Raw genomic sequence first — 24,389 nt, forward strand, 5'->3', positions numbered from 1 at the left:
CCCTCGGGAGAGTGTGCCGGCGCCGCTCTCCTTTTTTTATGTCACGAGATGATTGCGGTGGGCATATACGGCTGCCTGCGTGCGGTCACTGACATCAAGCTTTGACAATATATTCGTAATGTGGGTTTTCACCGTTTTAATCGTAATGAACAACTCTTCACCAATCTCTTTATTCGTCTTGCCTTCCGCGACGAGACAGAGGATTTCCAGTTCTCTTTTCGTCAGCGTTTCATGCGGAAGCTGATTCTCTGAATGGCGCAGCCTTGACAGCACTTTTCCCGCCACTTTCGACTCAAGCTTCGGTTCACCCTTGGCAGCCGCTCTGATGGCTTCTGCTATTTCTGCCGCCTTGGACGTTTTCAGCAAATAGCTGAGCGCTCCCGCTTCGATCACCGGATACACTTTGTCGTCATCAATAAAGCTCGTCAGCACGATGATTTTCGGGCCATTGAGTTTCGCGCAGATCTGTTTTGTCGCTTCGATGCCGTCCATGCCGTCCATGACAAGGTCCATTAAAATCACATCCGGCAAAAGCTCTGCGGCCAGATCGACGCCCTGCTGCCCGTCTGATGCTTCACCGGCGACTTCAATGTCCGGCTGTGCTTCTAAAAATGCGGCCAGACCCATCCTGACCATCTCATGATCATCAATCAGTAACACTCGAATCACTGTCGTTCTCTCCTTTTGTTTTCTGATAAATCGGGACTTTCACGTCGATCTGCGTGCCTTTTCCCTTCACGGAGATAATTTCCGCTATGCCGCCGATTTCACTCGCTCTTTCCTTGATGGAATGCAGCCCGTATGAGGATGCTTTCACTTGATCCATCGTAAAACCCGCCCCGTTATCAATGACTTTAAGCTGCAGCTTTTGATGTTTCGCGCCGAGTCTGACGGTGACCTTGGTCGCCTTTGAATGTCTGAAAACGTTGGAAAGCGCCTCCTGCACGATGCGGAACAGATGGTCTTCAACACCTTTTGACACACCCGTATCGCTGATGTCCCACTCAATATCCAGCGGCTGCTTCGCTTTGAACTCTTTTAACAGCTCAATCAGCCCTTCTTTTAAGCCTTTTCCTTCTAAAGTGACGGGCCGCAGATGCAATAGCAGCGCTCTCATCTCGTTTTGCGCTTCCCCCGCCATATGTTCAACCATGCGAATCCGTTTGACGATTTTGTCATCCGCATCTTTCACCTGCTCTAAGACGGCGGATGTCATCATAGAAATGGCAAAGAGCTGCTGGCTGACGGCATCGTGCAGATCGCGCGCCAGCCGCTGGCGTTCTTCAGTGATGACCGATTTTTTCATTTGATCCTGCCATTCCGCCCGCTCGTTGGAGAGTTTTTGCAGCGATGTGACCTGGAGCTCGACCCGCTTGGCCATTTCGTTAAGCTGATCTGCCGCCAGGCCGATTTCATCATCGCCGAGCGGCGGCACCCGATAAGCGAAATTGCCGTTTTCAAATTTCAAAACCGCTTCAATCAGTGTATCCATTCTTGTTTTCAGACGGCCGCCGTATACATAACCGGAAATCAATCCGGCCGAAAGAGACGCCAGAAGCAGGATGACCACAAACGGAATACCGAACCAGCCGGAAGAAAACAGCAGCATCGGGTCAAGCCCGTAATACAGCAGCATCAGCGTAATAAACACCGCACAAAGGAGCAGACTGAGCCCCGCAGTCATCCGCATGGCGCGCCACTGAATATTGGCGAGTAATTTTTTCCTCATAAATACTTCACATCCACATCGCCGATGAATAAAGAAATTGAAATTTTAATCCGCCGCGGCGAGTCGCCGTACTCAGACGATACTTTATAAAGATTCGGGCTCATGCCGCTTTTCTTAGATCCGAGCAGGTTCATATCGCCGATAAAAGCCGATGAACTGACGGACACTTCGATATCCGGCGGGACGTACACATCGACATTGCCGATGACACCGCTGATGGTCATCGTGCTTTCTCCTTCGGGAATCATCGCTTTTGACAAATCAATTTTCACATCGCCGATGAATCCGGAAACATTTAAATCATTCAGCTCAAACGGGTCCTTCATCATCCGGAGCTCGCCGATAAAAAAGCTGCGGAGGTCCGGCTGTCTGCTTTCCGTCTGGGCGGAAGGCTTTGGCTGCTCTTCTTTTTCAAGATTGATTTTCTTCTCTTTATGTTCATACACGCGCTTTCCTTTCAGGAGCCTGTAGCCCGCGTATATGAGAAAGGCGGCGAAGGCATAGCCGAACAGGTTAAAGGTGGCGCTGAACAGGTTCCTCAAAAATAAAAAAGCGGCGAAGATATACAGGACGGAGCCGAGCCAGCCGCGGGAATATTTATTAAAAATATAGCCTGTGATCAGAAAAAAGAGCGGCCAAAACAAGAAGTCGCCGATGCCGATAATACGCAAAAACATGCTGACGCCTAATAAGGCGATGATAAGTCCGAGAATCTGTTTTTTTGCCATCAGCTGCCTGCCCCTCCTTTCCTTGACTATTGCAGTGCAATATTGCCGCTCGTCACTTTTATATCAATCGGCCTGGCGCCGCTGCCCTTCATACCGGTGAATGCCCCGCCGTCCTTACTCGTTTTCTCAAAGGAATAAGACGGCTGAATCCTTCCGCTTGCCGTCTCGGCGTTCACCGTAAAACTTCCGTCTTTCGGCAGGCTGATCGCTGCGCTGCCGCTCGCAAGCCTGACGGATACGGGAGCATCCGCCGTCTCAAGCGAGGCGTCGACACTGCCGGAAGCGACCCGCACGTCAAGGGCGCCCGCCGCATGTTGAAGCCCGACATGTCCGGAGGATAAGCGGATATCCCCCGTTTTCGCCGCAAGGCCTGATGCTGTGAGGTTGCCCGACAGCCCCTTCGCTTCAAACACATCCGTCTTCACGTGCTTCAGCGACATATTCCCGCTTACAGAACGGACGCCGAGGTGCGCAAGAGACAGCCCCTTGTTTCCGTCAACGGCAATGGTGCCGCTTGACGTATGGACGGTAATGTCCCGATGATAATCATACGGAATGCGGACAATCAGCAGAGGACGCTGAAAGAGATTCAGAAATTGGAACCCTTTCTCCTTCGCTTTGAGATTGAGGGTTTTTCCCCTGCTTTGGACAAACATTTTCCCCGCCGGTCCCGCCATGTTTGCCGCGATATCATTCCGCGCTTCCGCGATGATTTTTACATCCGTCTGTTCCGATGAAACCGACAGGCTGTTGACGGCACGCGGCGGTATGCTTGCCGATTCCGCTTCTGTTTCGTACAGCGGAAAAAAACGCCCGGCAAACACTTCTTTCACCAAAAACAGACAGCAGATCAAAACGGACGCCGCCATCAGTCCTTTGGCAATCTTACGCTTCATTACGTTCCATCCTTTTTCATTCATTTTATTATAAAGGAAAAGCCGGAGAATTGATACGTGCGTATAGGGAAGAGGCGTAAAAGCGCCGATCTTCCCTTGTGCACATTATTCATGAGCCGCTTTTTGATGCTCTGTTTTCTCCAGAGAAAGCGAGCGCATTTTTTCAATCTCAGCTTCCACCTCGTCTGAATATTGGGAGCGGCTGTATTCTGTGTTCGCCTCAGCTGAAGTGCCGTATTTGACGCGGACTTCCATTTCTTCAATGCGGCTTTCCATTCGAAGAAACTCTCTGTAGGCGCTTTCACTGTCAATTTTGTCGAAAGAAGCGTTCATATGTTCCTTCGCTTTTGCCGCGTTGGCGCGGGCGATGAGCGCCTGTTTTTTATCCTTTACGTCGCGGAGGCGCGTTTCTAAAGTTTCCAGCTGCTCTTTCAGCTCTGCCAGCTGTGTTTTCGCCTGCTCATACGCTTTTTCATGTTCGGCCGCTTTTCCCTCAAGGTATTTCATTTCAGTCAGCGCCTTTTTCGCAAGCTCCTCTTCCCCGGCGTCAAAAGCAAGCTGAGCCTGGTTTTTCCGTTTTGCCGCCGTTTCGGAGGCGTCTTCCTGTTTTTTCTTAAACTGATGGACGATCGTGTGCTGTTTGACAATCGTTTGTTTCGCCTTAGCGATGTCACTTTCCATATCACGCACATATTGATTCAGCATGACTTTCGGATTTTCTAATTTATCAAGCCCTTCGTTAACAGATGCGACGAACATATTTCTTATTCTTTTTAAGACCATTTTGTCTTCCTCCTTATTTTTTCTTCAGAAATTCTTCCCATTCAGTGTCAAATCCGGATTGATAGCCCGGTGATGCCGCTTCCGGTTCATACTGGCGGGAAGCGGTGTCTGAGCCGCCCTGCTTCATCATCTTCCACCCGAAATACACCATGGCGCCGGCCAGTCCGATGGCAACGATAAATGGAAGAGCACCGACGAGAATCATAGCTCCGATGAAGCCCGCGATGATACCCGATACCGCCCGGCCTTTTGAAAAACGTTTGATTCCCCAGTAAAGCATCAGGCCTCCGATCGCCAGCGGGATGATAAATGCGAAATGGCCTCCTCCGAAAAAGACAGAAAGTCCGAACACAATCAGCAGAAAGCCGCCTGCCGTTTTTACATTTATATTCATGCAGATCCTCCTTTCGTTTTCCTTGTCTTTACTATAAACAAATCGCGCGGCCGGCAAAACGAGTCAGAGATTGATTTTCATATCAGACCGGAGTCGTATAACCCCCCGGACCTTCGCATAAAAAAACGCCGCTGCACCGGACGGCGCAGGGCGTTTCACGAAAAATCTATATTCTGATGCTCGCTTCTTTTTCCCTGATGAGATCTGAGCGTTCAGCTTTGGCCAGCTTCGTAAAGAGCAATATTCCGAGACCGGACAGGACTTCAACGAGACCGCCGGCGGCAATGACTTTTCCGGGACCGAAGGCGTTAGCCGCGTATCCGCAAAGAACCGCGCCGAGCGGAATGGATATGTTTGAGATCATATGGATGACGGCATAGACTTGCGGCTGATCATCATGGTCCACAGACGTCTGAATAATCGTATATTCCGGCACATTAATCGCGCTGACGGCAGATCCGAACGCAAACGCGGCGAGGAAGACGAGCGGCAGAAAAGTGTTGAGGCCGGTGATGAAAAATGCCGCCCCTTCTATGATTCCCGCTGACACAAACAGGAGACCGTATTTGTTCACCTTCACCTTAGCCAAAATAAAACCCATTAAAAAGGCTCCGCCCGTGCCTGTCGCTTTCAAAAGCGAGTAGATGACCGGCGGCATGTTTAAATCTTCGGCGACATAAACGGCAGAGAGCGCCTCCCACGGAGCGGCCGCAAAATTCATGAAGATACAATAGATGGCGAGCGGGTATAAAATCTGGTGTTTCCTGACAAGAACGAAACCCCGTTTGAGCCTTCCGACATACGTCCCGCGCTGTCTGACGGCGACGGTATCCTCTTTGGCATGCTGGACTTGGTATGACATAAAGAGTACGAGAAAACCTGATAGAAGATAGAATATAAGAGCGATAAACAAAGAATAAGCGGGACTGATAAATGTTAAGAACACCCCGCTCAGCGTAATGGCGGCAAGTCTGACGATCTGGCCTGATGACTGGATGACCGCATTCGCTTTCTGCAGGCTGTTTTCTCCGACAATATTGGGGATTAATGAGATAGATGCAGGATTATAAGCGGCTCCCGTGGCTGAATGCAAAATCATGAGAAGCATGACAAACCATAAAGGAGAAAAACCGTTAAAGTAACAGACCGGAATGATCAACACGACCGCCGCGCGCGTGAGATCGGAGAAATACATCCAGAATTTCAGCGTATGCTGCTTCATAAAAGGCCCGGTAATCGGCGCCAGCATCGCCTCCGGAAGGAACGTGACCGCAATGAGCAGGGACGTGCCGATCGCGCCTTCCCCGTCAAAAATCAAAAACCACAGAATGGAATTAAAGGCAAAACCGTCGCCTGACAATTTAACAAGCCTCGAGATAAACAGAAGGGTGAAATTTTTATTCCAGATGCTCTCGCTCTTATTATATGTATCCATCTATCAAATCCCCCATTATTTTACAATGTTTCTTATAATATCTCATTTTTTAATTTTTCAGTCAATAATGCATAAGATACATTTTCCTTCTGTCAATAAAGGTTCAATTGATGGATATCTCTATAAAAAAACAGCCGGCTTGCTGCTGCCGGCTGAACAAAACGTTATTCATCATCACGGAATACCGCGGCGCTTCTTTCATACTCTATATCCTGAACGCCCTGTCTTGCGTTAACTGCTCTTGCCGCCGCGAAAAAATAATCAGACAGGCGGTTCAAGTAACGCATCACCGTATCGTTTATCTCTTCTGTTTTGCCCAGTTTCACGACGAGACGCTCAGCCCGTCTTGTGACGGTCCGCGCGATATGAAGCTGAGCAGCCGCCTTATGCCCGCCCGGAAGAATAAATTTCTCAAGCGGGGGCGCTTCAGCCGTGTAACGGTCTATGCAGTCTTCCAATGCGGAAATAGATGTCTCTCTTAATGTATAGCTTCTATGTTCAGTGACCGTCGCCAAGTCGCCGCCGCAGTCAAACAGCTCATGCTGAATGTTTCGGAGTTCGGCTTTCACATCACCGCAATTCTCACAATTATCTAGCTCCGCAAGCGCAAGCCCGATAAAGCTGTTCAGCTCATCGATCGTCCCGTAGCTTTCAACCCGCAGACTGTCTTTATCCGTTCTGCCGCCGATCAGGCTTGTCTGTCCTTTATCGCCGGTTTTCGTATAAAGCTTCATTGTTGTATTCCTCCTTCTTCCGCCGCTTTTACACATACCGCGGTTCCTCTTCTGACGGCTCTTTCCGCGTGAGGGACGTCCATTGCCTCTCCTGTCTGCAAGGCACAAATGGCAATGTCGCCTTTTGCCTGTCTGCCGGAAAGAGCCTGCATTCTCGCTTCAGCCGCTGCCGTTAACAGCCGAACAAATCCCTGTTCCGATAAACGTCCGCTGATCAGCACCCAAACGGTATACTGCGCAGTCACGGCTATCGTAACCGAATCAAACGTACGGCAGATCAAACCAGCTGCCGCCGAGCCGGAAAGCCGGCGGCTCCACGAAAAGCCCGGGCCGTCAGATGCGGTTGACAGCATTCTGAACGGCCGTTCTGTATGAAGCGTTACGGTATTTCCGCTTTTGTTTATCAGAGAGGCGAACGGAACGCCGGCGGGCTCTCTTTCCTCCCGCGCTTCCGGCATGAAAGCGATCAGCGGTTTCGGCGACGATTGCCGTGCAACAGCGCTGACGGTAATGCCATAAATGTCTTCAATCGTCTCTTTTTTCAAAGCCTGATCCGGCGGCTGCTTCGGAAAAGCGCGTCCGTCTTTCATCATCAGGAGCTGATCACAATATTGGCTTGCGGCGTTGAGGTCGTGAAAAATACTGATGACCGTCAGGCCTCTTTCTCTCGTCAGCCGCTTTACCGTATCAAGCAGGTCTTTTTGATATTTGAGATCAAGAAAGGTCGTCGGCTCATCCAGACACAGCACCTCAGGCTGCTGAGCCAGCGCCTGCGCCAGATAGACGCGCTGCCGCTCCCCTCCGCTCAGATTGCGGACGGATTGCTGTGCATATCGGTCGATGCCCGTCATTTCCATTGCTTCCCGGACAATGTCTTCGTCATGTTGATCCATCTGTCTGAAGAGTCCTTTTTGATACGGGTATCTGCCGAAGGACACCGTTTCCTTAACGGTAAATGTAAAAGCTTGCTCCGTATGCTGCGGCAAAACGGCCATAATTTTCGCAAGCTCCCGCGGCTTGTATCTGCCCGCGGGCCTGCCTGCGACGAGCACCTCGCCCTTTGACGGAGAGAGCATTCCCGTCAGCAATTTCATCAGCGTTGTTTTTCCCGAGCCGTTCGGACCGAGTATGCCGACAAATTCACCTTTTCCGGCGGTAAAACTGACATCTTCTACAATCATCCGGCCTCCGTACCCGCCGGACAGGCTGCTCACCCTGATCATAAGCGTTTCCCTCCATGATGCTGGCGAAGCAGAATCAAGGCAAACACAGGCGCTCCCGCCAAAGCCGTCATAATGCCGATCGGCAATTCGACAGGCTCAATAACGGTGCGGGAAAACAAATCCGCCAAAATGAGAAACCCGGCGCCCGTCAATGCTGACAGCGGCAGTAAATGGCGATGATCCGTCCCCCACAAAAGCCGTGTCACGTGGGGAATGACAAGGCCGACAAACCCGATCGTCCCCGAGACGGCAACCGCTCCTCCCGTCAACAGAGATCCGGCGGCGATCATCAGCAGTTTTCTTTTTCCCGTACTGACGCCTAACAGCTTTGCCTTTTCTTCTCCATAAGTCATAATGTTTAATTCTCTGCCATTGATAAGCAGAAGCGCCGTCCCGGCCAGAAAAAAAGGCAGAAACAGCGCGACATAGCCCCAGCCCCTCATTGACACGCTTCCCAACAGCCAGCGGACAATCGGGAGCAGATCATTTCCCGTTAAAGCAATCACAAGCGAAATGAGAGCCCCGAGAAAAGAATTCATAATGATGCCTGTCAAAATGAGCGTCGAAACCGACATCGACGCATGAACGAGGCGGCTGAAAAACAGAACCGCCGCCATAACCGCAATGGCAGCGGCGATGCTGACAACCGGAAGTGTGAACCGGCCGATGACGGGAATCTGAATGCCGAAAAACAAGGTGATAACGGCTCCCGCCGAGGCTCCCGAAGATACCCCGAGTGTATAAGGGTCGGCGAGCGGATTTTTCAGAAGTCCCTGAAACGCCGCCCCCGCAATGGATAGCGCGGCTCCGACAAGAGCGGCCAGAACGACTCTCGGCAGGCGGATATTGATCATAATATTTACATTCATGGGATCAACAGAGGATGTCCGGCCGATCCCGATCCAAAAAACGTCGGATAAAGGAATATGCAGACTGCCGATTGAAATGCCGAGTGCCGTACAAACGGCTAAAAACAGCAGGCTGACCGTGTAGGCCAGCGGGCGGTTACTTTTTAAACGTTTCAGGATAAACGCTTTCTGCAAGCTTCTCGACCCCTTTGACAAGGCGCGGGCCTGAGCGTGTGACAAGGTCAGGATCAACAGAATAGACATTGTGGTGTTTGACCGCATTGACGGCACCCCAGCCGGCGCGTTTTTCCACTTCAGCGGCCTTTACGCCGTCTGTCGTGATGATAACGTCCGGATTCATTTTGACAATCGCTTCATCCGTCAGCTGCACCCAGCCGGTCTGGCTGCCGGCGGCGTTTTTCGCATGTATATCTTCAAGCATTTCGTTCATAAACGTGTCTTTCCCCGTCGTGTAGCCGTCAGGAGACACTTCGACGAATACTTTCTTTTCGTCTTTTTCAGAAATTGCCGCCGCTTTCTTTTCTATGCCGGAAAGGTCGGATTTCATCGATTGGATCAGCTGATCCGCCTGCTTTTCTTTGCCGGCCGCTTTTCCGATCATGCTGATTGATTTGTACACATCTTGGAACGATTGCGCATCATTGACCGTTAAGACGGTGATGCCCGCATCTTTCAGCTGCTTCATCGCATCGGCGGAAGCGGACATAGAGGACGCGTGGGCAAGCACGAGATCCGGCTTCAGCGCGATGACTTTTTCAGCGTTCACATTCATATCTCCGACTTTCGGTTTTTTTACGGCTTCTTTCGGATATGTATCATTTGTCGTGACGCCTGCGACCTTATCTCCCAGTCCGAGCGCGTATGTAATTTCCGTATTGCTCGGCATGAGGGAAACGATTTTTTCCGGTGCCTGCTTTATGGTTACTTTTTCGTTCGCGGCATCCTTAATGGTTACCGGGAATGCTTCGGTTGAGACGGCTTTTTGTTTGGCCGCGCTTCCTTCTTCCTGTGCGCCGGAACAGCCGGCGATCACAAAGGCGGTGACCAAGAGCGCCGCCCAGACGGCAGTGATCTTCTTCATTCTTTTAACTCCCCCTGATTATGGTAAACGATTGTCTCTTTGACATTCGTATCCTTTTTTCGCAGTAATTATACTATAAGTCTTTAAGGCTTGTATATCCGGCCTTTTTGCATGAAAGCAAATTGTTCGTACACACTAAAATTCATCATGTATACTGTTACACAATGGTGTAATAAGGAGGATTATCATGGAATTACAGCTTGAACGAAAGCTCGTGTTGATTACAGGATCAACTTCAGGGATCGGAAAAGCCGCGGCAAAAAGCTTTTTAGCCGAAGGCGCCGAGGTGATTGTAAACGGAAGAAAAAAAGAAACCGTGGAACGGACGGTTGAGGAGCTTTCCGCTTACGGAACGGTTCACGGCATCGCTGCGGATTTATCGCGTCAGGATGAGGCGGATGACCTGATCAAGCGCGCCGGCGGAATCGGGGAAGTCGATATTCTCGTCAATAATCTCGGTTTTTTTGAAGTAAAGGACTTCGCTGAGGTGTCTGATGACGAATGGACTCGGTATTTTGAAGTGAATGTTATGAGCGCCGTGCGCCTGTGCCGGCGTTTTCTGCCGCAAATGCTTGAAAGAAACAGCGGACGGATTTTGAACATCTCCAGTGAAGCCGGTGTCAAACCGCTTGCGCAAATGATTCCGTATTCAATGACGAAAACGGCGTTAATCAGCTTGTCCCGGGGAATGGCGGAAATGACGAAAGGCACGAATGTCACGGTCAACTCCGTGCTGCCGGGACCGACATGGACCGAAGGCGTCGCTTTTTACATGGAAGGAGCCGCAAAGGCTGCCGGAGAAGACACGGACAGCTTCGTCCGGGATTATTTTAAAGTGAATGAACCGACATCTTTGATTCAGCGCTATGCAACCCCGGAAGAAGTCGCCAATACGATTGTATTTCTCGCTTCATCAGCTGCTTCTGCCATTAACGGCACCGCACAGCGGGTTGAAGGCGGCATCATCCGCTCCATTTAACACAAAAAAGCCCGGCACAAGGGGAACTTCCCCATATGCCAGGGCTTTTTTTTACATCATGCCTGCAAACGGAACCGGCTCCCAGCCGCCCGTCTCAAGCTCTGCTGAAAACAGGCCGCCCGCATGCGGCTGCTCAAGTCTTTCGGCTTCCGTCAATTTTTCCGTCGCGGTCGTAATGTATAACGTGTTCAAATTGCTGCCTCCGAACGCGCAGCAGGTAACGTATTTCGCCGGAACTTCGATAGATGCAATTTCCTTATGCAAAAACGGATCAATCCGGACGGCGCGGCCGCCTCCGAACAAAGCCACCCACAGCATTCCGTCACGGTCAATGGTCATTCCGTCGGGAGATCCTTGCGACTCCGGAAAGCGGTAGACCGTTTTCGGATCTGATACGGCTCCGGTTTCAGGATCATATGCATAACAGACGATTTCCTGCGTCGGAGTATCAATATAGTACATCAGGTTTCGGTCCCGATCCCAATCCAAACCGTTCGAGGTGGAGACCTGGTCTTTTATTTTGGCAAGGCTGCCGTCCGTATTCAGACGGTACAGCGAAGCCTCCTCTTCTTTGCCTTCCATGCTCGTCGTTCCCGCCCATAATCTGCCGGACGGGTCGCATTTTGCGTCATTGAAACGGATATCTTCCCGCATGTCTTTCGGCTGCTTCATCTTCGTCAATGTGTCTTCCCGCAGATTGTACAGGTAAAACCCGTCTTTCATCGTCATCACCAGCTCTTCCTTTGAATACAAGGCCAGAGCCGTGACAAATGACTTGAATTTAACGGAACGGTTGATTCCGTCAGCCGGAGTGAAGATATGGAGCTGGCTGCCCAGTATATCCACCCAGTACAGGCATTCCTTATCCTTGTCCCATAAAGGGCCTTCTCCGATAACTGCTCTCGTATCTGCTCGTAATGCTGCTTCCATGTGTGAACACCTCTTTTGCTTGTCAGTCTTCTATTGTTATTCCCGACAAAGCGGCGTCCAAACTCAATCTTTTTTAAAAAGAATCGTAATCACCGTTCCGGCGCTGATTCTGCTGTTGACATGGATGGTTCCGTTATGAAGGTGAACCAGCTCTTTGGCAATGGCGAGCCCGAGTCCCGTTCCTTCTGACGGCCCCTTCGTATTCGTTCCCCGGTAATAACGGTTAAACAGCTGGTGAATCGTTTCATCGTCCATTCCTCTTCCGTTATCTTTCACCTTCAGAATGAGCTGTTCGGCTGATTCCTCAAGCACGACCCGAATGGCGGTCCCCTTCTTATTATGCTTAACCGCGTTTGCCAGCAGATTCTCCAGAATACGGCGGAACCACGCTTCATCAATGGCGAAAAGAATGTCTTCCTTTTTGGTTTCAAAGGCGATGTCATAGCCTTCCGAGAACGTGTTTTTCGTAAAATCGTTCGTGACGTTTCTGATAAACGGCACGACGTTGATCAGCCGCCGTTCGATCGGGAGAGCCGCGTTTTTGAGGCGGTATGTTAAGTTTAAGTCCTCAATCAGCTTCGACATATATTCTGATTTTTCCCGGACGATCTGCCCCATTTCTTTGACTTCTTCCGGTGTCCAGTCGTATTGCTTCGATTCAAGCATCATGCTGTAGCCGTAAATCGTGCTCAGCGGGGTTTTTAAGTCATGGCTCAGCCCGGCGATCCATTCTTCCCTTGTCGCCTGGATTTTTTCTCTGTTTTTCTTATCCCGCTTCAGCGTGTCGGTCAGCTGATCCATCGATTCGAAAATCTCGGCGAAAAAGCGGAACGGCTGTTTTGTTTTGCCTTTTTTGTTTTTGCTGACCGGCTGTCCTTTGCGGTTCTTCGGCTCTTCAAGCCGGCCCTTTGATAAATTGACAAGCCATTTGATGGTATGAAACAGCGGCCAGCCGAAACGGAAAGAGTACCAGATGGTCAGGATGCAGATCATAAATACTAAGATTCCGATCAAGAGGAAGAGGGTTTTCATCACATTTCTCAAAAATGATTTGTTAAACTCGTGATCGGGGATGTACACGGGGTTCGGCACCGACGCGACCATCCATTTCGTTTTATCGAGTCTTTTAAAAGAAATTTCCCGTTTGTAATTCCACGGCTTGGAACTGTATTTCAGCAATTCAAGCTCATTGACGGTGTTCCGTTCTTTTTTCGTGCTGTTGATATCCCCGAGCAGTCTGCCGCTGTTTTCGAGAAGGTAGACCGCCCCTTTTTCCCGTTTAATATAATCAACCGTGCTTTTTTTATATTGAGAAAGGGAAGCGAGGGATGGCTCCTGTGATTCGATGTAAGTGAGAAGCTGCTCACTGGCGGATTTCCAGCCGAACAGAATCAAATAGGTCTCATCATTTATCGTGACCGTCCAGTAATTCAGCTTGTAGTTGTCAAAATTCCGGTACTGGTAAATGGATAAGAGGTCTTTTCTGCTGTAATGGCTCGGGACGTCTTTCGGCACTCTGTATGCGTAGTCCGTTTTTTCTTTGTCATTAATGATCTGCAGCCAGCCCTTCTGCTTTCTGACCGACATCTTTAAAAATTCATCGACATCCCATGTGCCGTCTTCGTTTTTATCAAGCCACGCTTCAAACGAGTCTGCCGTCGCTTTGGTCAGTCCCGCATTGGCTTCCGCTTCGCTGAAACGCCAATCCAAATAGAAGAAAGAAGCGACGGCCAAAACGGACATCAGCAGGATGACAAGCAGAAGCTGTCCGAAAAAGTGGAGCAGAAATTTTCCGCGCATTCTCATGAGCGGGTTCCTTTTTCTCCTTGATCGGGAATAAACCGATAGCCGAGGCCGCGCACCGTTACAATATAAGACGGATTGCTGGGGTCTTTTTCAATCTTTTCTCTGAGCTTGCGGATATGCACCATGACGGTGTTGTTATCGCCGTAAGACGGATATCCCCACACTTTTTCATAGATCTGATCTTTTGAGAGCACCACATCAGGGTGTTCACAGAAATATTGAAGCAATTGCAGAAGCTGTGCGGAGCAGCTGACGGGCTCGCCCCCGACGATCAGCTCGGCGTTTTGCGGCGAATAGGAAAAATGGCTGTATGAATACGTTTTTACCGCCGCTTTCTCTTCGCGCTTATAGGTTCTTTTTAACGTCGCTCTGATCCGCGCCGCCAATTCGAGCGGATTAAACGGCTTTGTTATATAATCGTCAGCTCCCAATGCAAATCCTGACAGCTTATCCGCATCAGAAGAACGGGCAGTCAGAAAAAAGATCGGAGCGTCGGTATAATTCCGGATTTCGGTGCATGCTTCAAAACCGGACATGCCTTCCATCATCACATCCAGCACGAGCAGATCCGCGGTTTCATGTTTAACAAACTCAATCGCTTCCTCAGCGCTTCCGGCTGTCTTAATGTTGTGATAGCCTTCTTTGACGAGAACGCGTTTGACCATATCAACGATCGCCTTCTCATCGTCTACAATTAAAATTGACGCATTTTCCACCTTGGACGTTCCTTTCTCTTTGTTTTTTTCATCATATCATTATATGGATAAGATTTGGTACCTTTTTAGTGCGGAGGTCTTGCGGGGAAACAGAAAAGAAAAACGAGACGGACATCTCTTCTCGTTTTTCTCACGTTGTCAGAGCGGAATATCCATCATTCCGCCGTTTTTGTCAGGAGCTTTCATTTATAAGATGAAGAATAAATTCCCAAAAACCCGGCACTTCCTGGCATAACAGCATGTCCGCTTTTTCAACTATTTTAATCTTCAATTCTTGTTCAAGGTCTTCTCTTTCCTGGTATGATGTATTGCTCAGTTTTTTTTTTATCATTGGCGAAAAACGTGAAATCAAAAGTTCCATTTCGTCGGTATCTGTGTTCTCTTTGTTGAAGTCAAATGGCCCGTTCACTGCTTATTTTCCCCCTTTTTTTGCTTGTCCAGCTGCTTTCTGAGATTGTCGAGCCCTTTTTTATGAATATTGGAAATGTTCTGCCGTGATTCACCCAGCGACTCGGCAATCTCCTTCATCGTCGCTCCGTGAAGATAAATATTCGTCAGCACGCTTTTTTGTTTATCGGTTAACGTCTGAAGCGCTTCGTATAAATCACGGTTTTGGACATGCTGGCTCAAATCTCCCTGCTTCCGCAGAAACTCTTCATACGCGTCTTTTCCCATTTCATAGGGAAGCGCTTCACCTCCCTCCGGCTGATCCACCGTCAGCGGATAGCGATTCTGATTTTTACGGATGCGCTTGTCAAAATCGATGGAGAAAATCCGGATCATAGAGTTCATATATTTGATGATCCGGATTTCCTTATAAAACTGTTTAAAATGGTCGTCCAATGATTTTGCATCCTTCTCGTCTGAATGTTCCAGCACATTTTTAAATTTCTCGTAATGCTTTGGGTCACTTAAAAAATGTTTAACGATCGGATGTTTCATAATTTCCTTGCATTTTGACCGTAAAAGAACTTGATAGTCCATAAAACCGCCCCCTATTTAAATTAAATGAAAGAAAGCAAAAAAAAGTAAACTACTCCTTTCCGACTAAGATTCCGCATTCCTTATGTCCCGGATTTGCCGGAACAAAAAAAAGACCCTCAACCGGGATATCAGGTTTACAGGAGCCGCTCTTTCTTTCACTTATATACATGACTGCAGGTCAAGTCAGGAGGTGGCTGACAATGGATCAGGTTTTTATAGAAGAAGCGGTCAGACAGATCGGCAATCTCGGCTTTCCGGCTCTGATTGCCATGTATCTTCTCACACGGTTTGAGAAGAAGTTTGACGCCCTGATCGAACTGATGACGGAACTGAAAGAGCAGAAAATGAAAAATTAATTTTCACACGAAGTTGACTTTTCATCGGAACGCATCACTTAACAAAGCAGAAGGGAAAACGAAAGGCCTTTCACATTCTCTTTCTGAAAAAACAAAGCTTGAGAGGAGACGATTTACATGTCAAAAGAAAACAACTGCAATATCCCGCAGCCGATCAGAGGAGACAAAGGAGCGACCGTCACGATTCCGCGCAATCTTGAAAGAGACCGCCAAAATCCGGATATGCTGACGCCGCCGGAAACGGATCACGGCACAGTGGATAATATGAAATTCTCTTTCTCAGATGTGCATAACCGGCTGGAAAAGGGCGGGTACGCGCGTGAGGTGACCGTTCGCGAGCTGCCGATTTCTGAAAATCTGGCATCTGTCAACATGCGTTTAAAACCGGGCGCCATCCGTGAACTGCACTGGCATAAAGAAGCCGAATGGGCATATATGCTGACGGGCAAAGCGCGGGTCACGATCGTTGATGAACAGGGACGCAGTTTTATCGATGACGTGAAGGAAGGAGATCTGTGGTACTTCCCGTCAGGCCTGCCGCACTCCATTCAGGCGCTGAAAGAAGGCTGTGAATTCCTCTTGGTTTTTGATGACGGTTCCTTCTCAGAAAACAGCACATTCCAAGTGACTGACTGGCTTGCCCACACGCCGCTTGATGTCATCGCCAACAATTTCGGGGTTTCAGAAAAAGACCTCGCCGGCCTGCCTCGGAAAGAAAAATACATCTTTGAAGAGCCGGTTCCCGGGAAGCTGAAAGACGACATTGTGGAAGGCCCGAACGGCGAAGTGCCTTATCCGTTCACTTACCGCCTGCTGGATGAAGGTCCGACTGCTGAGACGGACGGCGGCAAAGTATATATCGCGGATTCCACAAACTTCAAAGTGTCCAAAACGATCGCTTCAGCGCTTGTTGTGGTCGAACCGGGCGCAATGAGAGAGCTGCACTGGCATCCGAATACGCATGAATGGCAGTATTATATTTCCGGTAAAGGGCGGATGACGGTTTTTGCATCGGACGGCCATGCAAGAACATTTAACTATCAGGCCGGGGATGTCGGTTACGTCCCGTTCGCAATGGGCCACTATGTGGAGAATTTGGGGGATGAGCCGCTCGTCTTCCTGGAAATCTTCAAAGATGACCACTATGCCGATGTGTCCCTGAACCAATGGCTTGCCATGCTTCCTGAGAAATTCGTCCAGCAGCATCTGGATCTGGGCAAAGACTTTACGGATATTCTTTCGAAAGAGAAACACCCTGTCGTCAAAAAGAAATGCTGAAGATACACACCCGACTTGCAGAGTTCCGTCTCTGCAAGTCTCCTCTGTGTGAAAAGGAGCTGAACAGATGATCAATCAAAACGGGACGAAAATGTTTTTTCTTCAGGTGCTCCGGTATGCCCTGGCAGCCGCTGCCGTATTATTCGGGTATTTCATCGTGATGATGGCCGTATTTTCATTAGCCGGGACGAGCTACGGATCGATGGCGTACGTCCTGCTTTTTTCCGTGCTTTTTATTCTTCTCGGTTTATGTTTTGAACCGCTTGAGCGGCTGATGATACATAGCTTTACCTTTTTTGGGACGGGCAGGCTGCCTTTTCTCCTTTTAGCCGGCACCGTTCAGCTGCTGTTCCTCTGGATGACCGCGTATACGACGGATAAACTGATTGAAAAGATTTGGCTGTCAACGACGGAGGAGCTGATTGTGGCGGGGGTTTTTTTCGTTTTGGATAAATGCGTCTCCGGACAAAAGCAGACCCGGGCGCAATAAAAAAACGCAGGCCGGAATGGCTCTGCGTTTTTTTCATCTTACCGTTGCGTTTTCATGCCGGATTAAATCGTAGGTTAAGCAGACCGGTTTGTTCGTGCGCGGATCTTTTACAATCTGTGCGTCAATTTGAAACACGTCTTCCAATATACCGGGAGTCATGACTTCCTCCGCCGTTCCTTCCTTGATGACGCGCCCTTTTTTCAGCGCGATCATGTAATGGGAAAAACGGGCGGCATGGTTCAGATCATGAATGACCATTAAAATGGTGCGGCCCTGCTCCTTGTTTAATTTGTCCAGCAGCTGCAAAATTTCAAGCTGATGGGCGAGATCTAAATAAGTGGTCGGTTCATCAAGAAGCAGCAGCTCCGTTTCTTGAGCGAGCGCCATGGCGATCCACACACGCTGCCGCTGCCCCCCGGAAAGCGCTTCGATCGGCCGGTCGTAAAATTCGGCCATCCCCGTCTCTTCAAGCGCCCATTTGATCATGTCACGGTCTTTATCACTCAAGCGGCCCATTCCGGACTGATGCGGAAACCTGCCGTAAGAAACAAGTTCGTACACCGTCAGCCCGCTCGGCGCTTCAGGTGTCTGCGGAAGTATTGCCATTTCCTTGGCGATGTCCTTCGTGGATTTTTGCATGATCGCCTGTCCGTTTAAATAGACGGCGCCGGATTTCGGTTTCATGATTCTTGACATCGTTTTGAGAACCGTCGATTTTCCGCAGCCGTTCGGACCGATCAGCGTTGTAATTTTTCCTTTCGGGATGGCGATATCCAATTCTTTCGCTATCAAACGGTCGCCATAACCGACAGTAAGCTGTTCCGCCGATAATGAGTTCATCGCGGCAGTCTCCTTCCTCTATTTCGTTTTCATCAGCAAATATACAAAATACGGCGCTCCGAGCACGGAAATCACCAGGCCGACGGGAACTTCGGACGGTGCAAGCACATTTCTCGCCAGCGTATCGGCAAGCAGAAATAAAAATGCTCCGATCAAAGCTGAAACCGGGATAAGCGTCTGGTGGCGCGGCCCGGTAAGCCTTCTGGCCAAATGCGGCGCAATGAGTCCGAGAAAAGCGATTCCGCCGGCTGCCGCAACACATGACGCGGTCAGGGCAACGGCGGACATCAGCAGAACGCGCCGCTCCTTTTCAACCTTGGTGCCAAGCCCCGCCGCCAGCTGATCACCGAGCTGGAGCACATTTAAATACCTGGCTTTATAGAGGCTGAACGGTAAAAGAACCAGCAGCCACGGCAAAATGGACAGCACCATTTTCCAATTGGCGTTCCAAATCGAACCGGAAATCCATACAAGCGCCTGCATGAAATCCCGCGGGTCCATTTTCAGCTGAAAAATCAAGAGAAGCGCATTAAACCCCGCATTGACACCGATCCCGACCAAAACGAGCCGGACAGGTGAAACGCCTTTTTTCCAAGCCAGCACATAGATGAGCAGCGCAGCCAGAAAAGCCCCCGCCAAAGCGCTCACCGGAAGCAGCCATGTACTGGCCATGCTTAGATCAACAGCTGACCCTTGGAAAAAGAAGATAAACAGAACGACCGCCAAAGACGCCCCGGCGTTAATACCGAGAATGCCCGGCTCCGCCAAGTCATTTTGAGACACGCTTTGAAAAATCGCGCCTGAAACCGCGATTCCTGCACCGACAAGCAATGACAGCACCATGCGCGGCAGTCTGAATTCAAATAAAACGAGCTGATCCCGGGCATCCCCCTGTCCGAAAAAGACACGCATCGTATCAAGTGGCGCAATCCGGATCACACCCATGTTTAAGCTGATAAAAAAGACGATGCATATGAGCACAAACGTAACGGCCATGACCGCCAGCGGTTTTTTCGATTTTACATTCATTACAGCCCTCTCCTTTCCCTGCGCGCCAAATAAAAGAAAAAGGGAACGCCGATAAGGGCGGTTAAAGCGCCGACCGGTGTTTCAAACGGCGCATTGACGAGTCTTGCGGCAATATCACTGAAGACTAACAGAACGGCGCCGAATACCGCCGAACAGGGAATGATCCACCTGTAATCTACTCCGACTAAAAATCGGGTGATATGCGGAATCACCAAGCCGATAAAAGAAATGGCTCCGGCGACTGAGACTGAAGCCCCCGTCAAGAGGACAACGACAAACATTCCGATTACTTTCACAAGCGATGTGTACTGCCCGAGCCCTTTGGCCAGTTCCTCACCCAAGCTCAGCACCGTCACTGAGCGCGCAATCAGAAATGCCAGCAAAAGTCCGATAACCCCGGCCGCCAAAAGCAGCTGCACGCCTTCCCATTTGACGGAAGCGACTCCTCCGGCATACCAGAACTTCACATCCTGGGCGACATCAAAACGGATCGCAATCGCGCTTGAAAGCCCCGTTAAGAAATAGCCGACTGCCGTACCGGCCAGCGCGAGCTTCACCGGTGTCAGACCGCCTTTTGAAAACAGGCCGATGCCAAACACAATAAGCGCTCCGATTCCCGCTCCCGCAAAGGACCACAAAACAAGTCCCGCCGCAGACAGACCCGGAAAAAAAGCAAATGCCAATGCGATCGCAAATCCTGACCCCGACGTCACGCCCATAATGGAAGGCTCAGCAAGCGGGTTCCGCGTCAGCCCCTGCATAATCGCTCCGGACACAGCTAAAAAAGCCCCGACGAGCGCGGCGGCGGCGGTTCTCGGCAGCCTCAGATCGCGTATGATTTGATGAGATGTATTTTGCGGCTGAAAGTGAAAGAGAGCATCCCACACCGTCCGCAGATGAATATCGGCAGCTCCGATGGAAACAGACAGAGCGGCGCCGATCAATAAAACCGCAATACCGGCACACAGCAGCACAGCAGCCCGGAATGAACGCGCCGTCCACTGGATTTCACTCCCTGATGCCCCTTGAGCCGTCATTGTCTGTTTCTTTTTCAATAGACCCAACACTCGTTCTTCCTTTCTCAAAACAAGAATGGTAATGATAATGATTATCAATGACTTGTTTCAGTATAGCACTTTTATCTTCTCATTTAATAGACCTAATTTCATATAAAAAAAGAAAGTTTTTCTTTAAAAAGAGCGTGCTTCTCTATGAAAGCAGTGATATAATCACACTGATAATGATTCTCTTTATCACTAATTTTTATGAAAGAAGGAATGTCAGATGTTCCATACATACAAGAAAATCGGCGCAGCGCTGATTGCCGTGCTGCTCTTCGCCGCTTTGGCCGCATGCGGCAATTCTTCAGACACAAAAGGTTCTTCTGAAAAAGAAGAAACCATCACGTATAAAGCCGAAAACGGCAATATTAAAATTCCGAAGCACCCGAAACGGGTCGTCGTCATGGCTGACGGCTACTACGGCGACTTTAAACAGCTCGGCATCAATGTTGTCGGCGCGCCGCAAAACGTATTTAAAAACCCTTATTACAAAGGGAAAACAAAAGGTGTCACAAACATCGGCGACGGCACGTCCGTTGAAAAAATCATTGACTTAAAGCCGGATTTAATCGTTGTCTGGACGACACAAGGCGCCGATATTGAAAAACTGGAAAAAATCGCGCCGACCATCGCCATTAAATATGACAAGCTCAGCAACATTGATCAATTCAAAGAGTTTGCGAAAATGACAGGCACTGAAGATAAAGCAGACAAATGGCTGGCTGAATGGGATAAGAAAACCGCTGCCGCTAAAACAAAGGTTCAAAAAGCGGTCGGCTCAAAAACCATCTCCATCATGCAGACAAACGGAAAAGACATCTATGTATTCGGTAAAGACTTCGGCCGCGGCGGAAGCATCATTTATGACAAACTCGGGCTGAAGGCCACAAAACTGACGCAGGAAAAAGCCATTAATCAAGGGCCGGGCTACGCCAGCATTTCACTCGAGAAACTGCCTGACTTCGCGGGAGACTACATCTTTATGGGGCCATGGCAGGCCGGCGGTGACGACAAAGGCGTGCTTGACAGCTCAATCTGGAAGAACCTCGATGCCGTCAAACAAAACCATGTCTACCGCATTGATCCGATCGGCTTCTATTTCTCAGACCCGATCTCACTTGAAGGCCAGCTCGACTACATCACAAAAAGCTTAACGAAGTAACCCCGAAGCCGCTGTCACAGCGGCTTTTTATTACGCTTAAAACTTGACAAAAAAATTTATTTATGTTATAATTTACATTTTTGGATTAACATGTATAATAAGATTCTCCCGGCCGGAGATTGATGTAAATAACGGAGGATCTTTATATGAAAGAAAACAAGGCGAGTATGACTTCCCTGCTGTCCGCTTTCGGAAGGGCGTACCACAGTAAATACGACACCCCGGTGATATTTGATGATTTTATGGCACAAGATCTGATTTCCGAAAAAGAGCATTCGGACATCCGCGATCATCTGATTCAAGGTATATCATTTTTCAGTAAAGACATGGCACAGAGGCTTCAAGGCCAACCGGATGACATCTTAAAATGGGTGACTCAAGTACAGCTGTCTCCTACACCGTTAGCCCGTGCCGCATATTGTGAAGAAGTGCTTTTGAATGAAGTGAAGCTCGGGGCCAAACAGTATGTTATCCTTGGCGCGGGGCTCGATACTTTCTGTTTCAGGCATCCTGAGGTAACAAACGCGTTAGACATATTTGAAATTGATCATCCCGCTTCACAGGAAGACAAAATAAACAGATTGAAACATCTGAATCTCGACATTTCCCATCATCTTCATTTTGTACCGATGGACTTCGCCGCTTCGCTTTCTTTCAGCCGTCTGTATCAGGAAGGTTTTTCACGCCAAAAAACCTTTTTCAGCCTGCTCGGTGTGTCATACTACCTTACAAAAGAGCATCTCGCCCGCCTGCTCACACAATTATTTGCCGAAGTCCCGCCGGGAAGCTCTATCGTGTTTGATTATGCAGATGAGTCGCTCTTTGAAGAAAGAGGACTGTCAAACAGAGTGGAAAACATGGTGAAAATGGCTGCAGCAGGCGGAGAACCGATGTTATCGTGTTTCAGTTATAAAGAAATCGAAAAAATATTAGAATCATCAGGTCTGCTTATTTATGAACATGTATCTCCGGCGGACGTCAATGACCGTTTTTTCAGCGGACGCACTGACCATTTAACCTCATTTGAGACCATTCATTATATACACGCCGTCAAAAAGTAATCCGCTGCCGCAAACAAAAAAAGACATCTCACAGACGTGAGATGTCTTTTTGTCATACCGATGGTCTGTTGTTTGCAAATTTCTTTGAGACGAAAGGATATAACAGCAAACCGACGAAAAACAGCCCGATACCGAGAATAAAGGTCGTTAAATCGGCCGTTCCGGTAATAATGACGTAAAAAGAATAAATGCAGGCAAGGATGGCGATGATACCGTCTCTTACTCTTGAACCCTTTATCTCGTCATACGTTTCACCCGTAAAAATGAGCTTCAGGCTGTAAAACGCTGACACGAGATACGGAATCAGATAAGCGAGCGTCGCCGCCGTCGTTAAAAACGTAAACGCGTCACTGATCGTCCGGGAAATAACCGAAAAGATAAAGATCTGTGACATTACGTTCGTTACGATTAACGACACAACCGGGCTTCCCTGTTTATTCGTTTTTGCAAAAGCAGCGGGAAAGTCTCCTGATTTCGCCGCTTGATACGGAACTTCAGAACCGAGAAGAATCCAGCCGAGCATCGTTCCGAACAGACACAAAATCGCCAGAATCGCCATGATGACGCTTCCCGCGCTGCCGACGATCGCGTACAATACGTCAACAAACGGTTTTTCCGAGCCGACAAGCTTACCATGCGGAAGCACGCCCATCGTAATCAATGTCACGATGATATAGATGCCAAGCGCGATCAATAATCCGGTAATGGTGGCGCGTTTCACGTCGCGCTGCGAACGGGCGCGCCCGGATAAAATGACTGCCGATTCAATTCCGACGAACGCCCATAATGTTGAAATCGCCGCATTGTGGATCTGTCCGCCGATTCCCTCAACCGTGTGAGGACCTGTTTGAACAGGAAAATAAAAATGATCGAAAAACGACGTTTGAAATACAAACAAACCTGCAATGATAAAGAAGATAAATCCTAATACTTTTGAAAACGTCGTGACGAAATTTAATTTACTCGCACCGTTAATGCTGGTGACGAGGATTGTGTGAGTGCCCCATAATAAAACCGTACATACGGCAAACGTCAGCAGCTGGCCGAGCGTAACCGCCTGACCGCCGATCGAAAACATTTCACGCTTATCCGTTAAAATCGGGAAAAATGATGTTAAATATCCGGCAAGGCTCGTGATGATCGCCACGTTGCTGATCCAGCTCGCCACCCAGTAGCCCCACACCATCGTGAAGCCCGCAGCATTCCCTTTTTTCCGATCGCTGAACAGCGCACGCGCATAGCTTTGCGGCCCCGCCGTCAGCTCAGGCTTGCGGATGGATAAGTGGCCGAAGACCAGCGCGATCATTAACACACCGGCTCCCGTTAAAAGCCATGCCGATGTGGCGCCGAACGGGCTCGCGATTTTTGCGAGCGTACTCGGGAGCGAAAAGATGCCCGAGCCTACCATATTTCCTACGACAAACGCCGTTAATAACCAAAAACCCCATTTTTTCGTCTGTTCCATTCCTGTACCTCCTGGTTGTTCATTCGTACGGACCAGACCCCGAGACCATATTTACACGCAAAAAAAGCCTGAACAAAAGTCCATGCTTAAAGAAACACACACACCCTTGATCTCCGGATAGCCCTCCGCGAAAAAGCACGCGGCAGTCCTGCACTTATTCAGATACAGTCCCAGCATAAAGAAGGATCGGCTTTCTTTACACTTCGGCGCTGATGCCTTTAACACATGTTTTGCGGCCCCTTATCAGCCTGGCATGTGCGACTCATCATCAAGCGCAACCTCTACCTCACCGAGAAAGAGTGAGGATTTTTATCATTCAATTCTACTCAGAGGTTATCAGAGATAAAAAGATCTGTCAAA

The 24,389-nt window shown here is 49.2% G+C and carries 26 protein-coding genes and 1 riboswitch; of the genes, 6 read left to right on the forward strand and 20 right to left on the reverse strand.

Annotation, left to right across the window (positions count from 1 at the left end; translation table 11 throughout):
- Positions 1 to 36 precede the first annotated feature (36 nt).
- The 11 genes from liaR to AC2CGA_RS07765 form a co-directional block, all read right to left on the reverse strand.
- Complete coding sequence (gene liaR / locus AC2CGA_RS07715; RefSeq protein WP_484480157.1) at positions 37 to 669, reverse strand: two-component system response regulator LiaR; 633 nt, start codon at positions 667 to 669, stop codon at positions 37 to 39.
- Positions 647 to 1,729, reverse strand: a complete 1,083-nt coding sequence (liaS, locus tag AC2CGA_RS07720) for a two-component system sensor histidine kinase LiaS (protein WP_003151796.1) — start codon at positions 1,727 to 1,729, stop codon at positions 647 to 649. The genes liaR and liaS overlap by 23 nt, the downstream gene beginning before the upstream one ends.
- Entirely contained in the window at positions 1,726 to 2,457 is a 732-nt protein-coding gene (gene liaF / locus AC2CGA_RS07725) for a cell wall-active antibiotics response protein LiaF (protein ID WP_003151794.1), read from the reverse strand. The genes liaS and liaF overlap by 4 nt, the downstream gene beginning before the upstream one ends.
- A 26-nt stretch (positions 2,458 to 2,483) precedes the next feature.
- Positions 2,484 to 3,353 carry a LiaG family protein gene (gene liaG, locus AC2CGA_RS07730; RefSeq protein ID WP_025853871.1) on the reverse strand — a complete coding sequence of 290 codons (870 nt, stop codon included), beginning with the start codon at positions 3,351 to 3,353 and terminating at the stop codon, positions 2,484 to 2,486.
- Between the two features lie 105 nt (positions 3,354 to 3,458).
- Entirely contained in the window at positions 3,459 to 4,136 is a 678-nt protein-coding gene (gene liaH, locus AC2CGA_RS07735) for a stress responsive protein LiaH (protein WP_003151791.1), read from the reverse strand.
- 13 nt (positions 4,137 to 4,149) lie between these two features.
- On the reverse strand, positions 4,150 to 4,530 hold the full coding sequence (locus AC2CGA_RS07740) for a hypothetical protein (RefSeq protein ID WP_063174545.1): 381 nt from the start codon (positions 4,528 to 4,530) through the stop codon (positions 4,150 to 4,152).
- 166 nt (positions 4,531 to 4,696) lie between these two features.
- Positions 4,697 to 5,965 (reverse strand): MFS transporter, encoded by a 1,269-nt coding sequence (locus AC2CGA_RS07745; protein WP_003151788.1) that lies wholly within the window; start codon positions 5,963 to 5,965, stop codon positions 4,697 to 4,699.
- A gap of 164 nt (positions 5,966 to 6,129) precedes the next feature.
- Positions 6,130 to 6,699, reverse strand: a complete 570-nt coding sequence (locus tag AC2CGA_RS07750; protein ID WP_025853870.1) for a cob(I)yrinic acid a,c-diamide adenosyltransferase — start codon at positions 6,697 to 6,699, stop codon at positions 6,130 to 6,132.
- Positions 6,696 to 7,922: an ABC transporter ATP-binding protein gene (locus AC2CGA_RS07755; protein WP_003151786.1), complete on the reverse strand. Its 1,227-nt coding sequence runs from the start codon at positions 7,920 to 7,922 to the stop codon at positions 6,696 to 6,698. The genes AC2CGA_RS07750 and AC2CGA_RS07755 overlap by 4 nt, the downstream gene beginning before the upstream one ends.
- Complete coding sequence (locus AC2CGA_RS07760; protein ID WP_024085782.1) at positions 7,919 to 8,965, reverse strand: FecCD family ABC transporter permease; 1,047 nt, start codon at positions 8,963 to 8,965, stop codon at positions 7,919 to 7,921. Before AC2CGA_RS07760 ends, AC2CGA_RS07755 begins: the two co-directional genes overlap by 4 nt.
- On the reverse strand, positions 8,928 to 9,872 hold the full coding sequence (locus AC2CGA_RS07765; protein WP_044052914.1) for an ABC transporter substrate-binding protein: 945 nt from the start codon (positions 9,870 to 9,872) through the stop codon (positions 8,928 to 8,930). Before AC2CGA_RS07765 ends, AC2CGA_RS07760 begins: the two co-directional genes overlap by 38 nt.
- A 187-nt stretch (positions 9,873 to 10,059) precedes the next feature.
- On the opposite strand from AC2CGA_RS07765, the gene AC2CGA_RS07770 reads away from it, so the two are divergent.
- The gene (locus AC2CGA_RS07770; protein ID WP_484480158.1) at positions 10,060 to 10,851 is read left to right on the forward strand and encodes an SDR family NAD(P)-dependent oxidoreductase; all 792 of its coding nucleotides are present in this window, start codon (positions 10,060 to 10,062) and stop codon (positions 10,849 to 10,851) included.
- A gap of 51 nt (positions 10,852 to 10,902) precedes the next feature.
- On the opposite strand, the gene AC2CGA_RS07775 is transcribed toward AC2CGA_RS07770, so the two are convergent.
- From AC2CGA_RS07775 to AC2CGA_RS07795, 5 genes are all read right to left on the reverse strand, one after another.
- On the reverse strand, positions 10,903 to 11,781 hold the full coding sequence (locus tag AC2CGA_RS07775; RefSeq protein WP_014305793.1) for an SMP-30/gluconolactonase/LRE family protein: 879 nt from the start codon (positions 11,779 to 11,781) through the stop codon (positions 10,903 to 10,905).
- A gap of 63 nt (positions 11,782 to 11,844) precedes the next feature.
- Complete coding sequence (locus tag AC2CGA_RS07780; protein ID WP_003151781.1) at positions 11,845 to 13,587, reverse strand: HAMP domain-containing sensor histidine kinase; 1,743 nt, start codon at positions 13,585 to 13,587, stop codon at positions 11,845 to 11,847.
- The gene (locus tag AC2CGA_RS07785; RefSeq protein ID WP_024085784.1) at positions 13,584 to 14,303 is read right to left on the reverse strand and encodes a response regulator transcription factor; all 720 of its coding nucleotides are present in this window, start codon (positions 14,301 to 14,303) and stop codon (positions 13,584 to 13,586) included. Before AC2CGA_RS07785 ends, AC2CGA_RS07780 begins: the two co-directional genes overlap by 4 nt.
- A gap of 172 nt (positions 14,304 to 14,475) precedes the next feature.
- The gene (gene rsoA, locus AC2CGA_RS07790) at positions 14,476 to 14,712 is read right to left on the reverse strand and encodes a sigma-O factor regulator RsoA (RefSeq protein ID WP_003151778.1); all 237 of its coding nucleotides are present in this window, start codon (positions 14,710 to 14,712) and stop codon (positions 14,476 to 14,478) included.
- A complete protein-coding gene (locus AC2CGA_RS07795) occupies positions 14,709 to 15,245 on the reverse strand; it encodes a sigma-70 family RNA polymerase sigma factor (RefSeq protein WP_088005512.1) in 537 nt (178 codons plus the stop codon). Before AC2CGA_RS07795 ends, rsoA begins: the two co-directional genes overlap by 4 nt.
- 242 nt (positions 15,246 to 15,487) lie before the next feature.
- On the opposite strand from AC2CGA_RS07795, the gene AC2CGA_RS07800 reads away from it, so the two are divergent.
- From AC2CGA_RS07800 to AC2CGA_RS07810, 3 genes are all read left to right on the forward strand, one after another.
- Positions 15,488 to 15,643 carry a YvrJ family protein gene (locus AC2CGA_RS07800; RefSeq protein ID WP_003151774.1) on the forward strand — a complete coding sequence of 52 codons (156 nt, stop codon included), beginning with the start codon at positions 15,488 to 15,490 and terminating at the stop codon, positions 15,641 to 15,643.
- A gap of 117 nt (positions 15,644 to 15,760) precedes the next feature.
- Positions 15,761 to 16,921: an oxalate decarboxylase family bicupin gene (locus AC2CGA_RS07805; RefSeq protein WP_003151773.1), complete on the forward strand. Its 1,161-nt coding sequence runs from the start codon at positions 15,761 to 15,763 to the stop codon at positions 16,919 to 16,921.
- Positions 16,922 to 16,988: 67 nt separating this feature from the next.
- Positions 16,989 to 17,411: a YrvL family regulatory protein gene (locus AC2CGA_RS07810; protein WP_014305794.1), complete on the forward strand. Its 423-nt coding sequence runs from the start codon at positions 16,989 to 16,991 to the stop codon at positions 17,409 to 17,411.
- 33 nt (positions 17,412 to 17,444) lie between these two features.
- Here AC2CGA_RS07810 and AC2CGA_RS07815 read toward each other — a convergent pair whose 3' ends face one another.
- From AC2CGA_RS07815 to AC2CGA_RS07825, 3 genes are read right to left on the reverse strand one after another with little or no spacing between them, the layout of a single operon-like run.
- Entirely contained in the window at positions 17,445 to 18,251 is an 807-nt protein-coding gene (locus AC2CGA_RS07815) for an ABC transporter ATP-binding protein (protein ID WP_003151771.1), read from the reverse strand.
- A gap of 18 nt (positions 18,252 to 18,269) precedes the next feature.
- Positions 18,270 to 19,280, reverse strand: a complete 1,011-nt coding sequence (locus tag AC2CGA_RS07820) for a FecCD family ABC transporter permease (protein WP_003151770.1) — start codon at positions 19,278 to 19,280, stop codon at positions 18,270 to 18,272.
- A complete protein-coding gene (locus AC2CGA_RS07825; RefSeq protein WP_172401312.1) occupies positions 19,280 to 20,317 on the reverse strand; it encodes a FecCD family ABC transporter permease in 1,038 nt (345 codons plus the stop codon). The genes AC2CGA_RS07820 and AC2CGA_RS07825 overlap by 1 nt, the downstream gene beginning before the upstream one ends.
- A 247-nt stretch (positions 20,318 to 20,564) precedes the next feature.
- Between AC2CGA_RS07825 and AC2CGA_RS07830 the strand changes: the two genes are divergently transcribed.
- Both AC2CGA_RS07830 and AC2CGA_RS07835 read left to right on the forward strand, forming a co-directional pair.
- The gene (locus tag AC2CGA_RS07830; protein WP_073981936.1) at positions 20,565 to 21,503 is read left to right on the forward strand and encodes an iron-hydroxamate ABC transporter substrate-binding protein; all 939 of its coding nucleotides are present in this window, start codon (positions 20,565 to 20,567) and stop codon (positions 21,501 to 21,503) included.
- A 146-nt stretch (positions 21,504 to 21,649) separates the two neighbouring features.
- A complete protein-coding gene (locus AC2CGA_RS07835; protein ID WP_139885428.1) occupies positions 21,650 to 22,564 on the forward strand; it encodes a class I SAM-dependent methyltransferase in 915 nt (304 codons plus the stop codon).
- A 52-nt stretch (positions 22,565 to 22,616) separates the two neighbouring features.
- On the opposite strand, the gene AC2CGA_RS07840 is transcribed toward AC2CGA_RS07835, so the two are convergent.
- On the reverse strand, positions 22,617 to 24,029 hold the full coding sequence (locus AC2CGA_RS07840) for an amino acid permease (protein WP_014305798.1): 1,413 nt from the start codon (positions 24,027 to 24,029) through the stop codon (positions 22,617 to 22,619).
- 110 nt (positions 24,030 to 24,139) lie between these two features.
- Positions 24,140 to 24,321, reverse strand: a riboswitch (Lysine riboswitch).
- Positions 24,322 to 24,389 lie beyond the last annotated feature (68 nt).

The organism is Bacillus sp. SYZHCR11 (genome assembly GCF_057196865.1).

Excerpts from the sequence above, each read along its gene's own strand:
- AC2CGA_RS07820 (WP_003151770.1), bottom strand. The coding sequence starts at position 19,280 with ATGAATGTAAAATCGAAAAAACCGCTGGCGGTCATGGCCGTTACGTTT.
- AC2CGA_RS07780 (WP_003151781.1), bottom strand. The coding sequence starts at position 13,587 with ATGAGAATGCGCGGAAAATTTCTGCTCCACTTTTTCGGACAGCTTCTG.
- AC2CGA_RS07830 (WP_073981936.1), top strand. The coding sequence starts at position 20,565 with ATGTTCCATACATACAAGAAAATCGGCGCAGCGCTGATTGCCGTGCTG.
- liaG (WP_025853871.1), bottom strand. The coding sequence starts at position 3,353 with ATGAAGCGTAAGATTGCCAAAGGACTGATGGCGGCGTCCGTTTTGATC.
- AC2CGA_RS07825 (WP_172401312.1), bottom strand. The coding sequence starts at position 20,317 with ATGACGGCTCAAGGGGCATCAGGGAGTGAAATCCAGTGGACGGCGCGT.
- AC2CGA_RS07800 (WP_003151774.1), top strand. The coding sequence starts at position 15,488 with ATGGATCAGGTTTTTATAGAAGAAGCGGTCAGACAGATCGGCAATCTC.
- liaF (WP_003151794.1), bottom strand. The coding sequence starts at position 2,457 with ATGGCAAAAAAACAGATTCTCGGACTTATCATCGCCTTATTAGGCGTC.
- AC2CGA_RS07770 (WP_484480158.1), top strand. The coding sequence starts at position 10,060 with ATGGAATTACAGCTTGAACGAAAGCTCGTGTTGATTACAGGATCAACT.
- AC2CGA_RS07835 (WP_139885428.1), top strand. The coding sequence starts at position 21,650 with ATGAAAGAAAACAAGGCGAGTATGACTTCCCTGCTGTCCGCTTTCGGA.
- AC2CGA_RS07795 (WP_088005512.1), bottom strand. The coding sequence starts at position 15,245 with ATGAAACATCCGATCGTTAAACATTTTTTAAGTGACCCAAAGCATTAC.
- AC2CGA_RS07765 (WP_044052914.1), bottom strand. The coding sequence starts at position 9,872 with ATGAAGAAGATCACTGCCGTCTGGGCGGCGCTCTTGGTCACCGCCTTT.
- AC2CGA_RS07775 (WP_014305793.1), bottom strand. The coding sequence starts at position 11,781 with ATGGAAGCAGCATTACGAGCAGATACGAGAGCAGTTATCGGAGAAGGC.
- AC2CGA_RS07755 (WP_003151786.1), bottom strand. The coding sequence starts at position 7,922 with ATGATCAGGGTGAGCAGCCTGTCCGGCGGGTACGGAGGCCGGATGATT.
- AC2CGA_RS07750 (WP_025853870.1), bottom strand. The coding sequence starts at position 6,699 with ATGAAGCTTTATACGAAAACCGGCGATAAAGGACAGACAAGCCTGATC.
- liaS (WP_003151796.1), bottom strand. The coding sequence starts at position 1,729 with ATGAGGAAAAAATTACTCGCCAATATTCAGTGGCGCGCCATGCGGATG.
- AC2CGA_RS07810 (WP_014305794.1), top strand. The coding sequence starts at position 16,989 with ATGATCAATCAAAACGGGACGAAAATGTTTTTTCTTCAGGTGCTCCGG.
- AC2CGA_RS07840 (WP_014305798.1), bottom strand. The coding sequence starts at position 24,029 with ATGGAACAGACGAAAAAATGGGGTTTTTGGTTATTAACGGCGTTTGTC.
- liaH (WP_003151791.1), bottom strand. The coding sequence starts at position 4,136 with ATGGTCTTAAAAAGAATAAGAAATATGTTCGTCGCATCTGTTAACGAA.
- AC2CGA_RS07740 (WP_063174545.1), bottom strand. The coding sequence starts at position 4,530 with ATGAATATAAATGTAAAAACGGCAGGCGGCTTTCTGCTGATTGTGTTC.
- AC2CGA_RS07815 (WP_003151771.1), bottom strand. The coding sequence starts at position 18,251 with ATGAACTCATTATCGGCGGAACAGCTTACTGTCGGTTATGGCGACCGT.
- AC2CGA_RS07805 (WP_003151773.1), top strand. The coding sequence starts at position 15,761 with ATGTCAAAAGAAAACAACTGCAATATCCCGCAGCCGATCAGAGGAGAC.
- AC2CGA_RS07745 (WP_003151788.1), bottom strand. The coding sequence starts at position 5,965 with ATGGATACATATAATAAGAGCGAGAGCATCTGGAATAAAAATTTCACC.